This is a genomic window from Bacillus sp. YBsi01 (genome assembly GCF_038406745.1).
Taxonomy (GTDB): Bacteria; Bacillota; Bacilli; order Bacillales; family Bacillaceae; genus Bacillus; species Bacillus siamensis.
In genome coordinates this window covers 2,042,569-2,065,279 of record NZ_CP151679.1, presented here as the reverse complement: position 1 = coordinate 2,065,279, position 22,711 = coordinate 2,042,569, and the positions used below count along the sequence as shown (strand labels likewise).

Genomic DNA, 22,711 nt, shown 5'->3' with positions numbered 1-22,711 from the left:
TAAATTCATTAAGTAAGTTTGTCAAAGGCATCTAAGAATTATGTAGAAAGCTTCTGAGGTGACTTTTAGTGAGGGTTATGATCCTTCTATTAATCTAGAACGGGAACCGGAGCATGATCAATCCAATGGATGAACTGTTGTAAATAGCGTTGAAGATAACGGTTTGTTTGTTCATCCGTAAGTATGTTTTGAGTGGAATCAATTTTCTCATGGACTTGCGAAATCAGCATTTTTTGAAAGGGCAGCACATTGACTTGCATAGCTTCGAGTACTTCTCTCGTTTGCATTTGGGCAAAGGCAGTACCGAACCCTCCGGGGGTTGCTCCGATTAAGCCAACCGGTTTTCTGTTGAACACAGAAGAGGTCCGCGGTCTCGATGCCCAGTCCAATGCATTTTTTAAAACCCCCGGCATTCCGGAATTGTACTCTGGACTTACAATGATGACGCCGTCAACGTCTTGTATATCTGCTCTAAAGGATGTTACGGATTCTGGCGCTCCGGCCATTTCTAAATCTTCGTTAAAAAAAGGAAGACGGTCTATTTCAATCCAACGAAATTGCGCCGAATGATCCAAGTCAATCAATGATTGAGCAATTGCTCGATTATACGAGTTTTTTCGTAAACTTCCACAAATAAGACCAATGGTTTTAGTCATAAAATCACCTCCCGGTTTAAAATTATTTTCATCTTAACATGATAACCCAAATATAGACACTATTTTTAAAAATGGAAGTATTTGATTTATTGTGCGTGTATTCACCTTTACTGCTTTTTCGTCATTTGATTAGTGATCCTTCTCACCATACATACAAATATAACGTTCTGTACAATACCTATCTCAAAACCGAGATATTGTATGAAAAAATGAATGCGTCTTTAGCGCAAATCCCGTATCCGTCAGGCCTTCTTCATGACTTGATTTAGAGGTAGAGTTCATATAAAGTGGAAGAGAAAACAATTCACCGTGATGGAGGGACAAGCAAATGACGCATGTACGCTTTGATTACTCAAGAGCGTTACCTTTTTTCAATGAACATGAACTTACATACGCACGTGATTTCGTAAAAACGGCACACCATAATATCCATGAAAAAACAGGCGCCGGAAGCGACTTTTTAGGCTGGGTGGACCTCCCTGAAAACTACGATAAAGAAGAATTTGCGCGCATTAAAAAAAGCGCTGAAAAAATCAAATCAGATTCAGACGTGCTCCTTGTCGTCGGAATCGGCGGTTCATACTTAGGCGCCCGCGCGGCGATTGAAGCGCTCAACCATTCTTTCTATAATGTCCTGCCGAAAGATAAACGCAAAAACCCTCAAGTCATCTTTATCGGCAACAATATCAGCTCAACTTATATGAAAGACGTTATGGATCTTTTGGAAGACGCTGATTTCTCTATCAATGTCATTTCTAAGTCAGGAACGACGACGGAACCTGCCATCGCTTTCCGGATTTTCCGCAAACTTCTTGAAGAAAAATACGGAAAAGAAGAAGCGAAAGCGCGGATTTACGCGACAACTGACAAAGAGCGCGGCGCTTTAAAAACGCTTTCTAACGAAGAAGGCTTCGAATCATTCGTTATTCCTGATGATGTCGGCGGACGTTTCTCCGTTCTGACTGCGGTGGGTCTTCTGCCGATTGCGGTAAGCGGGGCTGATATCGACGAAATGATGAAGGGCGCGCTTGATGCAAGCAAAGACTTTTCCAGCTCGGAATTAGAAGAGAATGCGGCTTACCAATATGCCGTCGTCCGCAACGTTCTGTACAATAAAGGCAGAACCATTGAAATGCTCATTAACTACGAGCCAACCCTGCAGTACTTTGCAGAATGGTGGAAGCAGCTCTTCGGTGAAAGTGAAGGAAAAGACGAGAAAGGAATTTATCCTTCCTCCGCTAACTTCTCAACAGACCTTCACTCTCTCGGCCAATACGTGCAGGAAGGCAGACGCGATCTGTTTGAAACTGTATTAAATGTAGAAAAACCGAAGCATGAGCTGACAATTGAAGAAGCGGAAAATGATCTCGACGGCTTAAACTACTTAGCCGGCAAAACGGTCGATTTCGTCAATAAAAAAGCGTTCCAAGGTACGATGCTGGCCCATACAGACGGAAAAGTGCCGAACTTAATCGTCAACATTCCGGAGCTTAACGCATATACATTTGGATATCTCGTCTATTTCTTTGAAAAAGCAGTGGCAATGAGCGGTTATCTGCTCGGAGTCAACCCGTTTGATCAGCCGGGTGTTGAAGCCTACAAGGTGAACATGTTCGCGCTTCTCGGCAAACCGGGCTTTGAAGAGAAAAAAGCAGAGCTTGAAAAACGCCTTGAGAAATAAAAAGAATGGCTGGCCCGCATGACGGGTCAGCCTTTTTTAAACCGTGAAAGGTGTGATGATGAATTGACACGGCTCTTATGTAAGCATACCGGCATTTCCTTCTGTTCCGCTGCTATTGTCTTTTTTGCGCTGAACCCGTCCTCTGCTTCCCTCTTACAAACGATCTTTTTTTTCGCTCTTCCCCTCGGCTTGTTTACGGATATGGTCCGGCTGAAACTGAAGATGGGCCGGATGCATTCGCTCATTACGAAGTGCTGTCTGTATGCCGTCGTTTTCCTCATTTCGCCGGATGCCGCTCTCTCCGCAATTGTGACGTATGTTCTGATTGAATGCGCCGTTACCTCTTTTCAGCGTCTGAATGCTGCTCCTGATTCTTTGCGGAAGCCGTATGAAGATATCGCAGACCGGGGACGCTAAAGACTAAAAGGAGCGTATTTACATGATCAGCATACCATCTTCACTTGAAGGACAGTCTTTTTTACTCCGCGAATTGGAACAGGTGCTGAAACCGATCGGTTATACCATCGGAGGCGGCTGGGAATATGACCGGGGATTCTTTGATTACAAAATTTCCGATCAGGACGGCTATTTGTTTCTCCGTATCCCTGTTGAAGCAAATAAAGGACGCCTTGATGAACGGGGAACGGCCGTTACAATCGGCACACCCTTTTTGCTGAGGCACGTCTATCAGCAGGAAACGGATGATGCAGCAGGCGGCGGAGTTTTTGAATCATTATTCAACCAATTCTCCGAGCCGAAACGCCGGGATGCGGCAATTGACCGCTCATATATAGATATCGGCATCTCGCTCGTGAAAGAGCTGGAAGATGTCCTGCTGCATTAAAGCGCCAAAAAAAGATCAGTGCTGAGCACTTGGTATGACAGGGGAGGGGTCAGCATCGGCCCCTCTTCTTTTTGTATGCCGATAATCGTTGTATTCCGTTTGAGATAATAGCGCGCACAATCATGATAAGAGGAGCCCTTTAATTCCTCGGGGACGGGAATGATGCGAACCTTTTTCTCCAGCGTCAGGTCGGACAGCGTCTGCGGCTTGGCAAGCTGCATCTTGACCCGGTAATGCTCAAACATCACCCGGCTCGACAGGCGTGATGTGCACAGAATCTTATTGGCTCCTGCACGTTCGGCGTTTTTGACATACCGTTCCGTTAAAATTTCCACGATACAATAAACGGACGGATGCAGCCCTTTGATGGCGAGAAGCGTTAATACCGACAGCATATCAGCTTCGGATTCATTTTTCTGCTGGTCTGCTGTCAGAATGACGGTATCGGCTTCCGTAATATTCGCTTTATTGAGCGTGCTGTCATCAGCGGCATGTCCGCGGATGAAATGGACATTTTCAATAAGCGGGCCTTCTCTTAATGAATCATCAATCAGGACGACAGTTTTTGACGGTGCGATGTGCTGCAGTTCTTTCAGCAGCATATGCGACTTCTCATTCCATCCGATAAGAATGACGTGCCCCTTGCCTTTAAAGGCGACCTTCCCTTCGATATAACGGTGCTGTTTGCTGAACACGGCTGAAGAAAGCGTAGCGAAATAGGCGGTCACAAAACTCGCTCCGCTTAATACAAGCACCATGGCGGCAATCTGTCCGAGCGGAGTCTGCGGAACATAATCGCCATAACCGACCGTGGCTACCGTAATAACCGCCCACCAAACCCCTTCAAACACAGACGTGAATTGCTTCGGTTCAAGCATGTAAATCAATTGGCCGAACAATAAGATCAAGGCGATAATGATCAGTCCGATCCGGATATATAACGGCCATCTCAGCCAGGAAATAAAGATACGGTTTGATTTCATTCGGCCTGCTCCTCTTTCGACAAAGAGATGGACAAAATCTGCTTAATAATGGTGTTTAATTTTTCATTCAGCTGTTCCTGCCCGTATGAGTCACGCGCCTGTCTGATTAAATCGGCCGTCTCATCCTCAAACTGAATGAGAGGTTCGTCGTTTTCCGATTCATTATAGAGCTGGATGAAGGCGTCAAGCCCTTCATTCATTCTGTCTATCGCATTGCTCAGCTTTTCTTTTTCGCCATTTGTCACTTTCATGATGGATCACACCTGTATCTTTTTTATTACAGTATGTCCCAGTTCGTTTGATGTCTTTCAAAAATCAGCGAAAACATATTCACCTTCATTTTTTCATATGATAAAGAAAGCGGACCGAAAAAGGGTGAGTCAGATGACAGTCATTCAAAAACTGCTGGCGGCGCTGGCCGGAGCGCAGCTGCTCGCTTCAGCGGCCGTATTGCTTATTTTCGATTTAAATGGATATGATCATATGTCCGGCAGCTTTTCATGGCTCGCTTTCGCAAAAGGGACTGTCGGCACGTTTCCGTTTTATACTGCAATGGCCGGATGTGTTCTGATTTTGCTCGGAGGATTGATTCCTGTCAGAAAAAAGAAGCGGATTTCTGTACAGGAAAGCGGGCAATCATTAAAATAATATATAAGCAGATCGTACGATATAAGAGAAAAAGGAAGAGGATAATATGCTGTTTGTCTTTTTAACAATTGCTGCATTGGGATTGTCGTTTTGGGCACAATTTAAAGTGAAAAGTAATTTTCAGAAATACTCAGACGTGGAAGCTTCCAGTCAGCGGACCGGGGCGGAAACGGCAAGACGGATTCTTGATATAAACGGTTTATATGATGTGCCGGTAGAACCGGTAAGAGGCACTTTAACAGACCATTACGACCCGACGGAGCGGGTGGTGCGTTTATCTGAGCCGGTATATTACGGCCGCTCCATTTCCGCCATTTCCGTCGCTTCCCATGAAGTCGGACATGCTTTGCAGCACCAGGAATCTTACGGCGCGCTTGTGCTGAGGCACAAAATTTTTCCGGTCGTCAATTTTGCCTCAGGGGTCGCCCCTCTGCTTTTCTTGGGCGGAATGCTCCTTGGCAGCTTGAATTTAATCGGGCTCGGCATTATTTTGTTTTCTGCCGCTGTTTTTTTCCAGCTTGTCACACTGCCTGTCGAGTTTAATGCCAGCGCGAGGGCGAAGCGGATTATCGTGTCGGAAGGATTCATTCGCAACAGTGAAGAACACGGCGTGAATAAAGTGCTGAACGCTGCTGCGCTGACGTATGTGGCTGCGGCGCTCGTTTCATTATTCGAGCTGCTTCGTTTTGTGATGATTTTCTTAAATGGTCGTGATGAGAATTAACACGAAGGAGGTGGCCCCTTACCGTTTGCGGTAGGGGTTTTTTTGCTTATATTAAAACTGATTCTCATTATGCTGTTAATCGGATTAACGGCCATCTTTGTCGCTGCGGAATTTGCGATTGTCAAAATCCGCGGTTCAAAAATTGCGGAGCTGGTTGAAACCGGAGACAGCCGGGCGCTTGCGGCGCACAGGGTGATTACAAATCTCGACGAGTATTTATCAGCGTGCCAGCTCGGCATTACGATTACGGCGCTCGGACTCGGCTGGCTCGGCGAACCGACGATTCAGCGGCTTCTTCATCCTGTTTTCAGTCTGATCGGAATGCCGTCATCCATTACGCACGTCGTCACGTTTATTGCGGCGTTTATCGCCGTCACGTATCTGCACGTCGTCATCGGCGAGCTTGCGCCGAAAACGATATCCATTCAAAAAGCTGAAGCCGTCAGTCTGTGGACGGCGAAACCGCTCATTCTCTTTTATAAAGTGATGTATCCGTTTATCAAGCTGTTAAACGGCTCAGCCGGATTTTTGGTCAAGCTGTTCGGATTTCATTCGGTGAAAGAACATGAAGTCGTGGTCAGTGAAGAGGAATTGCGGCTGATTTTGTCTGAAAGCTATAAAAAAGGTCAAATCAATCAATCCGAATTCCGTTACGTCAACAAAATATTTGAATTCGATAACCGTGTCGCCAGAGAAATCATGGTGCCGCGCACCGAAATCGCCGCCATCTCGCTCGAGCAGTCAGTTGATGAAGCTATTCATCTGATCATCAACGAGCGGTATACGCGATATCCGGTCATTAAAGAAGACAAAGACCACATTCTCGGCATTATTAACAACAAGGATTTATTTAAAGCGTATTTTCTCGGCCGTTCCATCGAATTAAAAGAAATTATGCGTCCGGTCATCAGAGTCATTGAAAGCATCCCTGTTCAAGAGCTGTTGATCCGCATGCAGAAGGAGCGGATTCATATGGCGATTCTTGTTGACGAATACGGCGGTACGGCGGGACTTGTGACTGTCGAAGACATATTGGAGGAAATCGTCGGCGAAATCCGTGATGAATATGACCAGGATGAAATGCCCCACATCGTCAAAAAAGGCGAGCATCATTATGTGATGGACGGAAAAGCGCTGATAGAAGAGGTGAATGATCTTCTTGATATCGCGATCGAAAATGAAGACATAGACACGATTGCGGGCTGGCTCCTCACACAAAAAATGGAGCTGAAAAACGGTGATGTGTTTCATGCTGAAGGGTGCGAATTCAAGGTGCTTGAAGCAGAAGACCATCATATCCGCTTTGTTGAAATTAAAAAAACAGATTTCTGAGCCTCCTGCTTTTGCAATGAGGCTTTTTTTGCGAAAAAAATGCTTCTTCATCCCGCTCCTTCATATGCTGTAAAGAAAGGAGTGGACGGTATGAAAACGGATTGGTGGAAAACGGCGTCCGTCTATCAAATTTATCCCCGCAGCTTTATGGATTCGAACGGGGACGGAATCGGCGACATGAACGGCATCAGAGCAAAGCTTCATTACATAAAAGAGTTGGGGGCTGATGTGATCTGGCTTTGCCCCGTTTTTGACTCGCCGGGCGCCGACAACGGCTACGATATTCGAAATTACAAACAAATTGCTGAAGAATTCGGGACGATGGAGGATTTTGACCGGCTCCTCGGGGATATCCATGCACTCGGCATGAAGCTGATTATAGACCTCGTCGTCAACCATACGAGTGATGAACATCCTTGGTTTATCGAATCGCGCTCAGCGAAAGATTCCGAAAAACGGGACTGGTACATCTGGAGAGACGGAAAAAACGGCAAAGAGCCGAACAATTGGGAAAGCATTTTCGGCGGATCGGCGTGGGAATATGATCAAAAGACAAACCAGTATTACCTTCACCTGTTTGATAAAAAACAGCCTGATTTAAATTGGGAAAACGAAACGATGAGGCAGTCCGTTTATGAGATGATCCGCTGGTGGCTTGATAAAGGCATTGACGGCTTCCGGGTGGATGCCATTTCTCACATCAAGAAAAAAGAAGGGCTCCCTGACATGCCGAATCCGGACGGTCTCCCGTATGTCCCGTCCTTCCCGTATCATATGAATACAGAAGGCATCGTGGATCTCTTAAAAGAGCTGAAGCGGGAAACATTTTCACATTATCCGATCATGACGGTCGGCGAGGCGAACGGGGTGACGGCTTGGGAGGCGGCTGATTGGGCCGGTGAAGAAAACGGCGTCTTCCATATGATTTTTCAATTTGAACACCTCGGCCTTTGGGATACGGATGATGATCAAAGCATTTGCATCCCGGCGCTTAAGCGCGTTTTGTCCGATTGGCAGAACAGCCTTGAAGGAAAAGGCTGGAATGCGTTATTTATGGAAAATCACGACCAGCCCCGATCCGTTTCGGTATGGGGTGACGAACGGTTTTTGACAGAAAGCGCTAAGGCACTTGCCGCGATGTATATGCTGATGAAAGGCACGCCGTTTATTTACCAGGGACAGGAGCTCGGCATGACCAATGTTTCGTTCCCATCCATTGAAGATTACGACGACGTCACAATCAAACAGCTGTATGAAAAAGAGACGTCCCGCGGCGTTCCGCATGAAAAAGTGATGAAGACGATCTGGAAGAAGGGCCGGGATAATTCACGGACACCGATGCAATGGAGCGGGACGGCGAACGGCGGGTTTTCTGAAGTTTCTCCGTGGCTCGGGGTGAATCCGAATCACACATGGCTGAACGCTGCATCGCAAATGAAGGATGAAACCTCCGTATACCATTTCTACAAACGGCTGATCGCCCTCAGGAAAGAACATGGCGTATTGATCAGCGGAACTTATGAATTGCTGCTTCCAAAAGACCGGCAGATTTATGCCTACCTAAGAAAAAACGGAACAACAACCGCCCTGATCATCACCAATCTGTCTAAAACTCCCGCATTATACAGGCACCCCGGTTATCCGCTTGCCGCCGATGCGCTCGTGCTCGCAAACATGGAAACGCCGCCGCATCGGCATGTGACATCCTTCCTTTTAAAGCCTTATGAGGCCCGCGTATATATATGGTGAAAAACTTCAGTTTTGGGGCTGAAGTTTTTTATGATCTGCGTTTATCATCGCGATCCGACAGGAAAAGACAAATACAGAAACGAATATGGGAAAGGGAGAGAAAAAGAGAGGAGGCATTCATATGCTGAAACAATTGCAGATTCAAACAAACAGACGGGATGAAATGATCGACATCACACATGAAGCGGAAGCGTTTCTCCGCGAAACAGGCGTGAAAAACGGTTTGGCGCTCATATACTGTCCCCATACCACCGCCGGCATTACCATCAATGAAAATGCCGACCCGGATGTGAAAAGGGATATGCTCCGCAGGTTTGACGAAGTGTATCCGTGGGAGCACGAACTGGACCGGCATATGGAGGGAAATACGGCGGCACATATGAAGGCGAGTACAACGGGCGCATCCCAGCATGTCATCATAGAAGGCGGGCGCCTGATCCTCGGAACGTGGCAGGGCATTTATTTTTGCGAATTTGACGGTCCGAGAAACAGAACATGTTATATCAAAATCCACGCTGAAACGGAGGCAGCCGCAAATGAGTGAGTGGATGGACGCCTTATCATTAACAAAGTCAGTCATTCAGGCGCCGATGGCCGGAGGGCTTGTCACGCCGCGCCTGGCTGCGGCGGTATCAAATGAAGGGGCGCTCGGAAGCCTCGCTTCAGGATACGTCAGCCCGCCGGCGCTTGAAAAACAGCTTATCGAGATGAAAGACCTGACCGGCCGCTCCTTTCAAGTGAATCTGTTCGTCCCGGAAGAAAGGCAGATGCCCGAGGAGGAACTGGTTGAACAATGGAAAGCGCGCATCCCGAGGGCAAAAGACGCCAAGCCGTTCTCCGATCTGAAAGAAGAGTGGAACGATTTTGAAGAAAAAGCGGAGCTTCTGATCCGTTACGGGGTCAAAGCGTGCTCATTCACCTTCGGCCTGCCGCCGGAAGAAACGGCGGAAAAGCTGAAGAAAAACGGCTGCTTCCTGTTCGGCACGGCGACAACGCCGGAGGAAGCGAAGGCTTTTGAAGAGCGGGGAATGGACGCCGTTATCCTACAAGGAATAGAAGCCGGGGGACATCGCGGATCGTTTCTGCCGGTTAAAGGAGAACCGGCTCTCGGTCTTATGGCGCTCATTCCGCAGGCTAAAGATGCGCTGAATATCCCGGTCATTGCGGCAGGCGGCATTTTTGACCGCCGCGGGGTGCAGGCAGCCCGATGTTTGGGTGCGGACGGCGTTCAAGTCGGCACGCCGTTTCTCCTTTGTGAAGAAAGCAGCGCTTCACCGGCATATCAAAAAGCCATTGCCGAATCAAAAGGAGCCGACACACGGCTGACCACCTTGTTTTCGGGAAAACAGGCGCGCGGAATCGTGAATCAGTTCATGAAAACATATGAAGCTGACGAGGGAAAAACGCTGCCTTATCCGCTGCATAATACGCTCACAAAGCCGATGCGCGGGCATGCGGCTCAATCGGGAGATGCGGAGTACATGTCTTTATGGGCGGGCCAGTCCGCCGCGAAACTTGAAGGGCCGACAGATGTGAAAGCCGTTTTGGACCGCTTGTGCCGATCATAATCAAGATGCTGTGAGGTGATGGAAGATGAAGATTCTTCAAATGTCCTATAAAAAAAGAGGAAATATTGAGTTTGTCTTTGAAGATTTTCCGCATTCCAAAGTCACCATGGCGCCGATTAAAGGGTATTACTTTGTCCGGGCCATTAAATGGAGCAGACGGGACAGAGCCGTCACCAGCCATGATTTAGAGAAGTTTGAATGGGCGGCAAATCAAGCGCTCGGCACGACGGCTTTTTACCGAAAAAGAAAAGCATTCCACATCCCATCGTCACATTGACAGACGATGGGATTGTTTTAATGCATCATCCGATATAGCGCGGGCGCATCAAGCCTTGTCGCCTGAGAAAGCAGATAAGCCGACTGCACGGCATCTCTTTTTCTTAAAGAATTCAATTTCTGGATAATCTGTTCAGCGGTCAGAATCCCGAGACCGTGGGCGAAATATTGGTCATTCCCCATCACAATGACATTTTCTCCCCGCCACTGGGCCTTTGCAGGATTAAAATCAGGGTTTTTAAAATATAAACAATCTCCCCTTAAAAAGTGGCTGCCGGTTTCCGTGTAGATCGGCAGATGCTCATAGTGCCAGTCATACAAAGTAATATCCCGGAAAAGGCGGTCAAACCGCTCTTCACCGATTGTCTTTAAAACGGCCAGATAATAAATCACGACAATGGCCGTCGCGCATTCAAATGCATAAAACGCCCCGTTTTCAACAATATCCCGAATCGCTTTTGAAGCGGGAATTCTGTACTTCAGCTCCAGGGCTCCTTCCGGCGTCAGTCTCCAATAAGCCGTATTTCCGTATGTTTTGGCGAAAGTCGCAAATTTTGCGCCTGATCCGTGCAGTTCTCTTGCGGCTTCCACAATATGGCGCCGCAGCCGTGCTTCAAACATCAGTTCAGCAATCGATCCGTAATCAAATTGTACGGGAGAATGGGTCAGTTCATTTAGATACGGAACAAGGCTTTCTTCCGTCTGCCAGTTCGCAATGTCCTGGGGCCGAAGCACTTGGCCGGAAATGATAATCATCTGCGCGCCCCCCTATCTTTTTTTATAAGGTATGCAGGAAGCTTGGGAAATGAAAATCAAGTCATAAAAAAGGAGGAAATGTTAACAAAATGTGAAGTCTGAGCCGATATATAAGGTATCACACATGAGGGAGCAGCTTAATATGAAAAAATTCATTAATTGGTGCACAAAGGCATCGATTTCACGTAAATTAATCATTTCATTTATCGTGATCTTAATCATACCGATTCTCGTGTTAGAATTCAGTTCATACCATACGGCGAGCAATTCGCTGGATGATCAGATTTCAGGCAACGCGAAAAACAACATCGAATCTTTTAACACAACCATTACAAATGATATCGGCGCAAAAGCAAAGGCGATTGAATTTTTCAGTGAAACCTTAAAAGGGTCATCATTCTCAAAGAAAAACATGTCCGCTCTTGAAGAAAAGTTCGGGCAATACACGTCTATTCATAAGGACGTAGCCCGTATTTACGGAGGAACGGAAGACGGCAGCTACACACAGGCGCCGAAGGAAAATATTTCGGCTGATTACGATCCGAGAACACGGACATGGTATAAAGACGCTGTAAAGGCCGGCGGCACGCTCGTTGTCACCGATCCTTACACCGCGGCAAGCGACGGCAGCATGGTCGTCACCGTGGCAAAGCAGATGCAGGACGGAACAGGCGTAGTGGCCATGGATATTACGATTGACCAGCTGCTGAAGCAGATGCAGGGAATCAAAATCGGGCAAAAAGGCTTCGTGTTTATCACATCTAAAAATAAAACCTATGTCGCGCATAAAGACCACAAACCGGGCGATAAAGTCTCAACCCCGTGGCTGAACGAGGTATACAGCAAAGACAGCGGGATTATTTCATACAAGCTTGATGATGAAAATAAAAAAATGGCATTTACGACAAATAAACTGACCGGGTGGAAAATAGAGGGGAGCATGGAGCTCAACGAAATTAAAGACGCCTCACAACCGGTGCTGACGATGGGAATGATCGTCCTTGCAGCATCCATTATCATCGGGGGAATTTTAATTCTGTTTATTGTCAGATCCATCACATCACCGCTGAAACGTCTTGTCCGCTCGTCTAAACAAATCAGCGGCGGAGACCTGACTGAAACCATTGAGATCCGCTCGAAAGATGAACTGGGCGAACTGGGCGCAAGCTTTAATGAAATGGGAGAATCTCTGCGCGGACTGATCAGCGCGATCCAAAGCTCGGTCGACAACGTGGCCGCGTCATCAGAAGAGCTGACCGCCTCAGCTTCGCAGACAAGCAAAGCGACGGAGCATATTACGATGGCGATTGAGCAGTTTTCAAACGGGAACGAAGAGCAGAGTGAAAAAGTCGATTCAAGCTCAGCCAAGCTGAATCATATAAATGACGGGCTCGCCGCCGTTTCCCGCACATCATCATCCATTACGGAAGCATCTAAACAATCGAAAGAAGCTGCCGGCACCGGGGAAGAATATGTGCAGCAAACCGTCGGGCAGATGAATCTCATCAATCAATCCGTCCAGCAGGCGGAAGCTGTTGTAAAAGGCCTTGAGGCCAAATCAAAAGACATCGCTCATATTTTGAGAGTCATCAACGGCATTGCCGATCAGACAAACCTGCTTGCATTAAATGCAGCCATTGAAGCGGCAAGAGCCGGTGAATACGGGCGGGGCTTCTCAGTAGTAGCGGAAGAAGTGAGAAAGCTTGCCGTCCAATCCGCCGGTTCTGCAAAAGAGATTGAAAAACTCATTCAGGAAATCACGTCTGAAATTAATACGTCGCTTCACATGTTTACATCCGTTAATGAAGAAGTGCAATCAGGACTTGCGGTGACGGACCGAACAAAAGAAAGCTTCCAGAATATCTTCGGCATGACAAATGACATCGCCGAGAAGCTGCAATCCATGAACGGCACGGTTGAACAGCTGTCAGACAGCTCTCAGCACGTCTCAGCCGCGGTAACCGATATTGCGGACGTTTCACGGGAAAGCGCAGCAAGCATTCAGGATATTGCCGCATCCGCAGAAGAACAGCTTGCATCTATGGAAGAAATCAGCACATCCGCCGACACTTTGGCGCAAATGGCCGAAGAACTGCGGGAATTAACGAAACAATTTAAAATCAACTAGTAAAAAAGGACGCTTTCCGGATGGAAGGCGTCTTTTTTTATGGCTTCATCGGGAAAATTAAATAAAAAGTCTTATCTGAAAAAGAGCACATAGAACTATTTTTCATTTATGACTAAATTTTCAATGTAATAAAAAGGGAGATTGCCGATATAAACAGTAAATGATTGAAAGAGGTTTACAAAATTGAAAAAAACAGCAAAAAACATCGCAAAAAAATCAATAGCCAGAAAACTCATCATTTCATTTTTACTGATCTTAATCATTCCGGTAGCAGTGCTGGCTGCCAGCGCCTATCGTTCGGCTGCCTCATCCGTTGAAAATCAAATGATGGAAAGCGCCGAAGGGAATGTGCAAATCTTAAACAATATGATTGATGACCGGATCGGAACGTTTACAAAAAGCTCAGCATATTTCAGCGAATGGGCGACAAGCGCAAAATTTAAAGAAAAAAACCAAACGGAAATGAAAGACAGATTCAAGCAGTTCATAGAAAGCAATGATAAAGCTGCCGCTGTATTTTCAAGCAGCAAGGAAGGAACGTTTACACGTTATCCTCATGCCGATATGCCGGCCGATTTCAATCCGCTTGAGAGAAACTGGTATCAAGAAGCCATGGAGAATAAAGGCCAGACCATCATCACAGACCCTTACCAGTCCATTTCAAACAAAAAGATGGTCGTTACCATGGCCCGTGCGGCTCAGGACGGCTCAGGGGTCGTCGCCATTGATATTAAAATCGACGATCTCATTACGATGACAAAAGAAGTCAATATCGGAAAAGAAGGATACGCCTTTATCCTCAGCAAAAATAAAAAAGCCGTTGCCTACAGCAATGAAAAATCCGGCGCGGCGGTATCGGGAAAATGGGTTGATACATTATACAGCGGGGAAAAAGGCGATTTTGAATATACGATGAACGGAAAAGCGAAAAAAATGGCGTATGTCACCAATGAGGCGACAGGCTGGAAAATCAGCGGAACCATGTCCGTTGATGAAATCAAGGACGCGGCAAGACCGGTTTTGATCACAGCCATTATCATTTTGGCCATAGCGGTTGCCGCAGGAATGGTTTTCATTTATTTTGTCATCCGCTCTATTACAAAACCGTTAAAACGTCTCGCAGCGTCAGCGGAAAAAATCAGAAGCGGAGATCTGACGGAAACCATTCAAGTCAGCTCTCAAGATGAGCTTGGCGTGCTCAGTAAAAGTTTTAATCATATGACAGATTCACTCCGGACGCTTATTCAGGGGATTCAGGACTCTGTTGAACATGTCGCTTCCTCCTCAGAGGAGCTGACGGCTTCCGCCGAGCAGACGAGCAAAGCAACGGAACATATCACCCTTGCGATTGAACAGTTTTCTAATGGAACGGAAGACCAAAGTGAGAGCATTGAAAAAGCGACAGCCCAAGTGAATGAGATGAAAGACGGGCTCAGCGATCTGGCGGAAGCGGCAGCCGTTGTGACGGAAACTTCTATTGAATCGGCGGAGATATCCGGTGCCGGAGAGCGGCTTGTTAAGAAAACAGCAGGCCAGATGGACACCATTGATCAATCCGTAAGTAAAGCGGAACAAGTCGTAAAAGGGCTTGAGCACAAATCGCAGGACATCACCAGCATTTTGCGCGTCATTAACGGCATAGCCGATCAAACGAATCTTCTCGCTTTAAACGCAGCCATTGAAGCGGCAAGAGCGGGAGAATACGGACGCGGTTTTTCAGTCGTTGCCGAAGAAGTGAGAAAGCTTGCCGTTCAATCAGCCGATTCAGCAAAAGAAATCGAAACCTTAATCCATGAAATTGTTAAAGAAATTCATACATCGCTCGGAATGCTGGAATCCGTCAATCACGAGGTGAAAAGCGGACTTCAGCTGACGGACGAAACGGAAAAAAGCTTCCGGGACATTTCCGTCAAAACAAATCAGATTGCCGGTGAACTGCAAAATATGAATGCAACCGTAGAACAGCTTTCCGCCGGATCTCAGGAAGTATCGAACGCTTCAGAGGATATCGCGGCCGTCTCCAGACAAAGCGCGGCCGGCATTCAGGACATTGCGGCTTCTGCTGAAGAGCAGCTCGCCTCTATGGAAGAGATCAGCTCATCCGCCGTCACGCTGGAAAAAATGGCGGAAGAATTACGCAAGCTGACAAAACGCTTTAAAATAAGTTTTTAATTAAGTCTAAAAGACTACTTTTGTAATAGGTAAAAAGTATGTTTTGTTATATTTCTTCTTTTTGGATATGTATATTTACCCATAATCGCCGATATGAAGGGTAAACACGTAAGAGGAGATATAGCAGATGAAAAAAATCATGCAAATCATCAAGCAGAGATCGCTTACAAGAAAACTGCTCATTTCTTTTTTGGCCATTCTTATTCTGCCGATTTCAACTCTGGCTTTTATCGCATATCAATCGGCGGTAAGCACGCTTGACAAGCAGATGATGGGAAGCGCATTAGATAATGTGCAGCAGATTAATGATATGATCAATACCAGCATCAGCCAGAAGGAAGACGGAACGGCATATTTCAGCGATTGGCTCACCAAGGATCGGTACAAGCCGAAAAACCAATCGCAAATTACTGATAAATTCACAGAGTATATGAAAATCAATAAAGATGTGGAATCCATCTATACGAGTGACACGGAAGGCCATTTCACACGGTATCCCGATCTGCAGATGCCTAAAGGATATAATCCGCTTGAAAGGGACTGGTATAAAAAAGCCGTGGAAAACAAGGGGAAAGTTGTTGTAACAGATCCTTACCGCACGGCTTCCACCAATACGATGGTCGTGACGATCGTCCAGCAGACGAAGGACGGCTCAGGGGTCGTCGCTATCAATATGAAAATCGAAGAACTTCTGAAAACGACAAAGAAAGTAAAACTCGGAAAATCCGGCTACGCTTTCATCCTGACGAAAGACAAAAAAGTGGTCGCCCACCCGAACCGCACGTCAGGCACAGCATTAGACGGAGATTGGGCTGAACAGCTGTACGGCAGCAAAAAAGGTGATTTTCAATACAAATATGACGGCCAGGAAAAGAAAATGGCTTATGATACGAACGAGCTGACAGGCTGGAAAATCAGCGGAACGATGTATCTGGACGAAATTCATGAAGCGGCGCTGCCGATCCTTCATCTGTCCCTGCTCGTTCTGGTGTTAGCAATTGCCATCGGAACCATCGTCATGGTGCTGATTATCCGTTCAATCACAAAACCGCTCAAGCAGCTTGTGAGATCGTCGAAACAGATCAGTGAAGGCGATTTAACCGAAACGATCGAGATCCAGTCAAAAGACGAATTAGGCGAGCTTGGCAAAAGCTTTAACAATATGGCCGCTTCACTCAGGTCTCTCATCCATGCCATTCAGGATTCCGTGAATAACGTCGCGTCTTCCTCAGAGGAGCTGACGGCTTCAGCGGAGCAGACAAGCCAGGCAACCGAACATATCACACTGGCAATCGAACAATTTTCTAACGGAAATGAAAGCCAGAGTGAAAAAATTGAAAGCGCCGCGGAACATATTTACCAAATGAACAGCGGGCTCAAAGATATGGCGAAAGCATCTGCTGTCATTACTGAATCCTCCGTCACATCAGCGGAAGTCGCCAATTCAGGCGGAAAGCTCGTTCATCAGACAGTCGGTCAAATGAACGTCATTGACCGGTCAGTGAAAGAAGCTGAACAAGTGGTGCGCGGGCTTGAAACAAAATCAAAAGACATTACAAACATTCTCCGTGTCATTAACGGAATCGCCGATCAGACAAATCTGCTTGCGCTGAACGCGGCAATTGAAGCCGCGCGTGCCGGTGAATACGGCCGGGGCTTCTCCGTCGTCGCAGAAGAAGTGAGAAAACTTGCGGTGCAGTCTGCCGATTCAGCGAAAGAAATCGAAAGCTTAATTATAGAAATCGTCAACGAAATCAATACATCTCTCGGCATGTTCCAATCCGTCAACAAAGAGGTGGAGAGCGGGCTGGATATTACGAATCAGACCGAAACGAGCTTCAGGCGGATTTCGGAAATGACGAACCAGATCGCCGGAGAAATTCAAAACATGAATGCCACGGTAGAACAGCTGACAGCCGGTTCGCAGCAGATTTCAGGTGCTTCCGAGCAAATCGCGTCCATCGCAAAAGAAAGTTCAGCCAGCATTCAGGATATCGCGGCATCCGCCGAAGAACAGCTGGCTTCCATGGAAGAAATCAGTTCGTCTTCAGAAACGTTATCCCAGATGGCGGAAGAATTACGTGATATGACGAAACAATTTAAAATAGAATAATAGTCCATAGAACACCCAAATGTGCTGTTTGGGTGTTTTTTTTAGTTTTTTTAATAAATCTTTTGTCCTAGCTGTCGATAATAGATTTAGCTTTTCAAAGAAGGAGACTGAAAAAATGAAACAACTGATACATTGGATCAAACAGCCATCCATCAGCAAGCCGCTTATCGCGGCATTTTTAGCCGTATTGGTGCTTCCAGTCGGCATACTTGCCTATTTCAGCTACCAAACGGCAGGAAGTACATTAGAAAACGAACTGACCCACAGCGCGCAAGGAAATGTCAGCGAACTGAACAGCGTGCTGGAAAACATGCTCGAAGGCAAGCTGAAAGGACTTGACTATTACAGTGAATTAATCACAAAGGACAAAATGAACAAAAAAAATAAATCCGACCTGCTTGAAAATATGAAGCAGTATGTCACCGTAAATGACGATGTCACATCAATTTATGCCGCGTCCGCCGACAAAGCGTTTGTGACATATCCGTCCGCTGACGTGCCGTCCGATTTCAATCCGCTCACACGCGAGTGGTATACAAAAGCGGTTGAAAAAAGCGGACAGCCGGTGTTTACCGAGCCTTATAAGGACGCTGCAACCGGACAAACGGTCGTTACGATTGCCCAGCAGACAAAAGACGGCTCAGGCGTTGTAGCGCTGGATATTAAACTGGGCGACCTTTTGAACGCTTCCGAACGCGTACAGATCGGTCATAAAGGATTTGCTTTCATTACAACGGGAGATAAAAAATACATCGCCCATCCGACCATCAAAGCGGGAACGGAAGGCTCCGGAGAGTGGACGAAAGAAGTATTTTCTAAATCAAGCGGATCGTTTGAATACACGTTTGAAGGACAGCAAAAGAAAATGGCCTTCACGACAAATAAACTGACGGGCTGGAAAATCGCCGGCACATTCTTTGTCAGTGAGATACATGACGCAGCCGCGCCTGTCATGAAAATGGCGCTGATCATTCTTGCGGTTTCTCTTATCGTCGGCGGGATTTTAATCTTCTTTATCATTCGCTCGATTTCAAAACCGCTCAAAAAACTTGTCTCGACATCAGCTAAAATCAGTGACGGCGATTTAACCGAAGTGATTAACATCAGGTCGAAAAATGAATTCGGTCAGCTCAGCCAAAGCTTCAATGAGATGTCGGCATCACTCCGGTCTGTCATCGGCGTCATTCAATCATCCGTCGAACATGTCGCTTCTTCATCCGAAGAGCTGACGGCATCTGCCGGTCAGACAAGCAAGGCGACCGAGCATATCACACTTGCGATTGAACAATTCTCAAACGGAAACGAATCACAAAGCGAGAAATTGGAAGAAAGTGCTGATCACCTGTCCCAAATGAATACGGGCATTGCCGAGACGGCGAATGTATCGGCGGAAATCACCGAATCGGCCATTCAAACCTCTGATACGGCCGGAAGCGGAGAAAAATTAGTGGCGAAAACGGTCGGCCAGATGAAAACAATTGATCGTTCCGTACAGCAGGCGGAAGCCGTCGTAAAAGGACTGGAAACGAAGTCGCACGACATTAAGAGCATTCTGAACGTCATTAACGGCATTGCCGATCAAACAAACCTGCTTGCTCTAAACGCGGCTATCGAAGCAGCCAGAGCCGGCGAATACGGACGCGGTTTCTCCGTCGTTGCGGAAGAAGTGAGAAAGCTTGCTGTCCAATCAGCCGACTCCGCCAAGGAAATCGAAACGCTGATTCAGGAAATCGTCAAAGAAATCGCCACATCGCTTTCTGTATTCCAAGCAGTGAATCAAGACGTGAAAGAAGGCCTTGATATTACGGACCAAACGGCCGAAAGCTTCAAAAAAATCTCGGAAATGACGACTCAGATTTCAGGCGCTTTGCAGCATATGAACGGAACGCTTGAGCAGCTTGCGGCCGGGTCGCAAAACGTGACAAACGCGGTGGAGCACATTACCTCAGTCGCCAAAGAAGGGTCCGCCGGCATTCAAGACATCGCCGCGTCAGCCGAAGAGCAGCTGGCTTCCATGGAAGAAATCAGTTCCTCTGCTGAAACGCTTGCGCACATGGCAGAAGAACTGCAGCAGGTCACACGGAAATTTACGATTCAGTCTGAAGGCGAAGAACAGCTGTAACGAGCTGTTTCTTTTCCTCAGCTGAAAAAAGCGATACACTTGAAAAAAAGAAGGGAGTGGCAGTGATGAGATTAGAAGGCAAGAAAGTCATAGCGCTTGTCAGTGACGACTTTGAAGACTTAGAGCTTTGGTATCCCGTCTACCGGATGAGGGAGGAAGGCGCGATCGTCCATTTAATAGGAGAAGAAGCCGGCCGTTCATACAAAGGAAAATACGGCGTGCCCGCGACGGCGGATTACGATTTTAAGAGCCTGATTATTCAGGAGTATGATGCCGTGCTCGTGCCTGGCGGCTGGGCTCCTGACAAACTGAGAAGATATCCGGAAGTTTTGGACATCATCCGTACGATGAACGAGCAGAAAAAGCCGATCGGCCAGATCTGCCACGCTGGCTGGGTGCTCATATCTGCCGGAATTCTCGCAGGAAAAAAAGTAACGAGCACGCCCGGCATCAAAGACGACATGACAAATGCCGGGGCACAGTGGCTGGATGAAGCCGTCGTAACTGACGGCCACATTGTATCAAGCCGCCGCCCGCCCGACCTTCCGCAGTATGCAAAAGCGTTCGCTGACTTGTTAGCGTCCAAATAAAAAACATCCGCCCGAAACCCGGGCGGATGTTTTAGTTTTGATCGGCGGGAAAGACAATTCCGATTTGTTTTCTCGCTTCTTCCATAATGCTTGCCGTAATGAAAGAGCGTTCAAAGGTATTTTCGGAAGACTCCTGCTGTCCGTTCCGAAGAAGGCTGATGAATTCAGCCGTTTCATAATACATCGCCGGTTTCAGATCAGGAACGGAAATGTCCTCCATCCGTCCGTCACGATAGCGGATTTCCGCCCGCTCCGGCCCGTGAATGCTGTCCAGCACGATTGTGCCGTCTTCACCCTGTATTTCCGCAGGGGCAAACGAATTTGAAATTTTTGAATGCATCAGTACCGCTTCAAACCCGTCGTATGACAAAATAACCGTGCCCTCGCCGTCAACGCCGGATGCTAGTTTGTGACCAGTCGCAATGACGTTTTTCGGTTTGCCGAACAGGACGACGGCCGGATAAATGCAGTATACGCCGATGTCCATTAACGAACCGTTCGATAATTCAGGCTTAAACGCATTAAGCACCGTTCCGTTTTTATATGCATCATATCGTGATGAATATTGGCAGTAGCTTGCCGTGAATCTCCTGATCGGTCCGATTTTATGTAAGTGGTGTTGAAGCATGCTGAAGTTCGGCAAAAACGTCGTTTTCATGGCTTCCATCAAGAGAACGCCGTTTGATTTGGCTGCGTGAATCATGTCTTCCGTTTCCCTTGCGTTAGACGCAAACGGTTTTTCGCACAGCACATGCTTGCCGTGTTCCATAAAAAGGATCGCCTGCTCTTTGTGAAATGCATTCGGGCTGGCGAGATACACCGCGTCATAGGCTTCGCTTTCCGCCATTTCTCTCAGGCTGGTGAAATAATGAGCTGCGCCGTGCTTGCCGGCAAATTCCGCCGCGCGTTCCTCAGTTCTGGAATAAACCGCCGTTAATTGAAAATCATCAATAGCAGAAGCCGCCTCCAGAAATCGTTCTGTAATCCAATTCGTTCCGACTGTTGCAAATCGAATCATTGCTATCGCTCCTTCTATGTATTGGCTTACATTATAGCTTTTTTTCAAAGAAACATAAATGGAAAAAAGACTGTCCGCCAAAAGTATAGGAAAAATTCCCATAGAGACCGGTTATTATTTTTCATTACAGGAACGATAGTGTACAATTTAAGTAAAATACATATGATGGAGGAACAATAGTGGAAACATTGCAAACATGGGGCGGCAGATTTAAACAGTTTTTCTTAGACAATAAATTTGTCTTGTTTTTACTTGTATTGCTGCTCATCGGTCTCAATATCCTTGTCTTTATGAAGACATCTTTTATTTTCACACCCATTATCGTCCTGCTCAAAACGATTGCGCTCCCCGTTATTTTGACAGGAATTGTTTATTATCTGCTTAATCCGATCGTAGATATATTGGAAAAAATAAGAGTGAAAAGGGTCTATTCCATCCTGCTCCTTTACCTCGTTATTATAGGGCTGATTACAATTACGATCGTTTCTATTATTCCGTTTTTAAAGGAACAGATCATGAGTTTGATCGACAATCTGCCGAAATATGTGGACATCGTTGAAGATCAGACGAAAAGCCTGATCGGAAGCGATTTTGTAAATCAGGCGCAAAAGACGATGAATATCAACATTTCCGATCTTGCCAATAAAGTATCGGCGCAGGCGGCGACAATTGCAAACAGCACATTTACCGGAGTCGGGAATTTTATCGGTGCGCTGACGGAAGTGATTATTTCGATTGTGACCGTGCCGTTTATTCTGTTCTATTTGCTGAAAGACGGCAAAAAACTGCCAATCTATATCTTGAAATTTGTGCCCACCCGTCTGAAAGAACAAACGTATACGATGCTGAGCGAAATGAACCACAGATTAAGCTCCTATATCAGAGGACAGGTCATCGTCAGCTTCTGCATCGGGTTTTTATTATTTATCGGCTATCTGATTATCGGACTTGATTATGCGTCACTGCTTGCGGTCATTGCCGCTTGTACGAGCGTTGTTCCGTATTTAGGGCCGACCATTGCCATCACGCCGGCGATTATTATCGCTTTGGTCACTTCGCCCCTTATGCTGCTGAAGCTTGCGATTGTATGGACCGTTGTCCAGCTCGTGGAAGGAAAATTAATTTCTCCGCAGATCATGGGGAAAAATCTTCACATTCACCCGATTACCATCATCTTTGTTCTTTTAACCGCCGGAAAGCTGTTCGGGGTTGTCGGCATTATTTTAGCCATCCCGGGCTACGCGGTCATCAAAGTGGTCACGACCCATCTGTTTGATTGGTTCAAAATGCGCTCGCATTTATATGAAGAAGAAAAAAATGATGAAGTATCGAAGTCATAAAATCGGAACCG

Annotated in this window: 21 protein-coding genes; 16 read left to right on the top strand and 5 right to left on the bottom strand. The window is 46.7% G+C overall.

The genetic code is table 11. The features are described from left to right. Nucleotides 1-89: 89 nt before the first annotated feature. Nucleotides 90-656 carry an NADPH-dependent FMN reductase gene (locus AADZ70_RS10290; protein ID WP_099744224.1) on the bottom strand — a complete coding sequence of 189 codons (567 nt, stop codon included), beginning with the start codon at nt 654-656 and terminating at the stop codon, nt 90-92. A gap of 328 nt (nt 657-984) precedes the next feature. On the opposite strand from AADZ70_RS10290, the gene AADZ70_RS10285 reads away from it, so the two are divergent. The 3 genes from AADZ70_RS10285 to AADZ70_RS10275 are packed head-to-tail and all read left to right on the top strand — an operon-like array spanning nt 985 to nt 3,181. After that, nucleotides 985-2,337 carry a glucose-6-phosphate isomerase gene (locus AADZ70_RS10285; RefSeq protein ID WP_342006996.1) on the top strand — a complete coding sequence of 451 codons (1,353 nt, stop codon included), beginning with the start codon at nt 985-987 and terminating at the stop codon, nt 2,335-2,337. An 18-nt stretch (nt 2,338-2,355) separates the two neighbouring features. Further along, complete coding sequence (locus AADZ70_RS10280) at nt 2,356-2,754, top strand: transporter (protein ID WP_198698063.1); 399 nt, start codon at nt 2,356-2,358, stop codon at nt 2,752-2,754. A gap of 22 nt (nt 2,755-2,776) precedes the next feature. Beyond that, nucleotides 2,777-3,181, top strand: coding sequence for a YugN-like family protein (locus AADZ70_RS10275; protein WP_016938149.1), 405 nt, complete (start codon nt 2,777-2,779; stop codon nt 3,179-3,181). Here AADZ70_RS10275 and AADZ70_RS10270 read toward each other — a convergent pair. Continuing rightward, entirely contained in the window at nt 3,178-4,164 is a 987-nt protein-coding gene (locus tag AADZ70_RS10270) for a potassium channel family protein (protein ID WP_047477012.1), read from the bottom strand. The two genes, AADZ70_RS10275 and AADZ70_RS10270, sit on opposite strands and share 4 nt — an antisense overlap. Further along, nucleotides 4,161-4,415, bottom strand: a complete 255-nt coding sequence (locus tag AADZ70_RS10265) for a protein mistic (protein ID WP_016938151.1) — start codon at nt 4,413-4,415, stop codon at nt 4,161-4,163. The genes AADZ70_RS10270 and AADZ70_RS10265 overlap by 4 nt, the downstream gene beginning before the upstream one ends. A 133-nt stretch (nt 4,416-4,548) precedes the next feature. Between AADZ70_RS10265 and AADZ70_RS10260 the strand changes: the two genes are divergently transcribed. The 7 genes from AADZ70_RS10260 (at nt 4,549) to AADZ70_RS10230 (ending at nt 10,462) form a co-directional block, all read left to right on the top strand. Continuing rightward, nucleotides 4,549-4,812 (top strand): hypothetical protein, encoded by a 264-nt coding sequence (locus AADZ70_RS10260; protein WP_045925825.1) that lies wholly within the window; start codon nt 4,549-4,551, stop codon nt 4,810-4,812. 46 nt (nt 4,813-4,858) lie between these two features. Next, nucleotides 4,859-5,536 (top strand): zinc metallopeptidase, encoded by a 678-nt coding sequence (locus AADZ70_RS10255; RefSeq protein WP_007408641.1) that lies wholly within the window; start codon nt 4,859-4,861, stop codon nt 5,534-5,536. 42 nt (nt 5,537-5,578) lie between these two features. Then, a complete protein-coding gene (locus tag AADZ70_RS10250) occupies nt 5,579-6,868 on the top strand; it encodes a hemolysin family protein (RefSeq protein ID WP_269774397.1) in 1,290 nt (429 codons plus the stop codon). A 90-nt stretch (nt 6,869-6,958) separates the two neighbouring features. Beyond that, nucleotides 6,959-8,617, top strand: coding sequence for an alpha-glucosidase (locus AADZ70_RS10245; RefSeq protein ID WP_342006995.1), 1,659 nt, complete (start codon nt 6,959-6,961; stop codon nt 8,615-8,617). 121 nt (nt 8,618-8,738) lie between these two features. Further along, nucleotides 8,739-9,161: a secondary thiamine-phosphate synthase enzyme YjbQ gene (locus AADZ70_RS10240; RefSeq protein WP_095241426.1), complete on the top strand. Its 423-nt coding sequence runs from the start codon at nt 8,739-8,741 to the stop codon at nt 9,159-9,161. Then, nucleotides 9,154-10,185 carry a nitronate monooxygenase gene (locus AADZ70_RS10235; protein WP_342006994.1) on the top strand — a complete coding sequence of 344 codons (1,032 nt, stop codon included), beginning with the start codon at nt 9,154-9,156 and terminating at the stop codon, nt 10,183-10,185. Before AADZ70_RS10240 ends, AADZ70_RS10235 begins: the two co-directional genes overlap by 8 nt. Nucleotides 10,186-10,210: 25 nt before the next feature. Then, on the top strand, nt 10,211-10,462 hold the full coding sequence (locus tag AADZ70_RS10230; protein ID WP_016938157.1) for a hypothetical protein: 252 nt from the start codon (nt 10,211-10,213) through the stop codon (nt 10,460-10,462). Nucleotides 10,463-10,479: 17 nt separating this feature from the next. Here the strand turns inward: AADZ70_RS10230 and AADZ70_RS10225 are convergent, their stop codons facing one another. Next, the gene (locus AADZ70_RS10225) at nt 10,480-11,217 is read right to left on the bottom strand and encodes a protein-glutamine gamma-glutamyltransferase (protein WP_326352410.1); all 738 of its coding nucleotides are present in this window, start codon (nt 11,215-11,217) and stop codon (nt 10,480-10,482) included. A 142-nt stretch (nt 11,218-11,359) separates the two neighbouring features. On the opposite strand from AADZ70_RS10225, the gene AADZ70_RS10220 reads away from it, so the two are divergent. The 5 genes from AADZ70_RS10220 (at nt 11,360) to AADZ70_RS10200 (ending at nt 20,342) form a co-directional block, all read left to right on the top strand. Next, on the top strand, nt 11,360-13,345 hold the full coding sequence (locus AADZ70_RS10220) for a methyl-accepting chemotaxis protein (RefSeq protein WP_045925866.1): 1,986 nt from the start codon (nt 11,360-11,362) through the stop codon (nt 13,343-13,345). A 183-nt stretch (nt 13,346-13,528) separates the two neighbouring features. Continuing rightward, nucleotides 13,529-15,517 carry a methyl-accepting chemotaxis protein gene (locus AADZ70_RS10215; RefSeq protein ID WP_342006993.1) on the top strand — a complete coding sequence of 663 codons (1,989 nt, stop codon included), beginning with the start codon at nt 13,529-13,531 and terminating at the stop codon, nt 15,515-15,517. 127 nt (nt 15,518-15,644) lie between these two features. Further along, nucleotides 15,645-17,630 (top strand): methyl-accepting chemotaxis protein, encoded by a 1,986-nt coding sequence (locus tag AADZ70_RS10210; protein ID WP_342006992.1) that lies wholly within the window; start codon nt 15,645-15,647, stop codon nt 17,628-17,630. Between the two features lie 115 nt (nt 17,631-17,745). Next, nucleotides 17,746-19,752, top strand: a complete 2,007-nt coding sequence (locus AADZ70_RS10205; RefSeq protein ID WP_016938162.1) for a methyl-accepting chemotaxis protein — start codon at nt 17,746-17,748, stop codon at nt 19,750-19,752. Between the two features lie 65 nt (nt 19,753-19,817). Then, a complete protein-coding gene (locus AADZ70_RS10200; protein WP_016938163.1) occupies nt 19,818-20,342 on the top strand; it encodes a type 1 glutamine amidotransferase domain-containing protein in 525 nt (174 codons plus the stop codon). A gap of 31 nt (nt 20,343-20,373) precedes the next feature. Here AADZ70_RS10200 and AADZ70_RS10195 read toward each other — a convergent pair whose 3' ends face one another. Beyond that, nucleotides 20,374-21,360 (bottom strand): Gfo/Idh/MocA family oxidoreductase, encoded by a 987-nt coding sequence (locus AADZ70_RS10195; protein WP_016938164.1) that lies wholly within the window; start codon nt 21,358-21,360, stop codon nt 20,374-20,376. A 179-nt stretch (nt 21,361-21,539) separates the two neighbouring features. Here AADZ70_RS10195 and AADZ70_RS10190 point away from each other — a divergent pair, with 179 nt between their 5' ends. Next, entirely contained in the window at nt 21,540-22,700 is a 1,161-nt protein-coding gene (locus AADZ70_RS10190) for an AI-2E family transporter (protein WP_016938165.1), read from the top strand. Nucleotides 22,701-22,711: the final 11 nt, after the last annotated feature.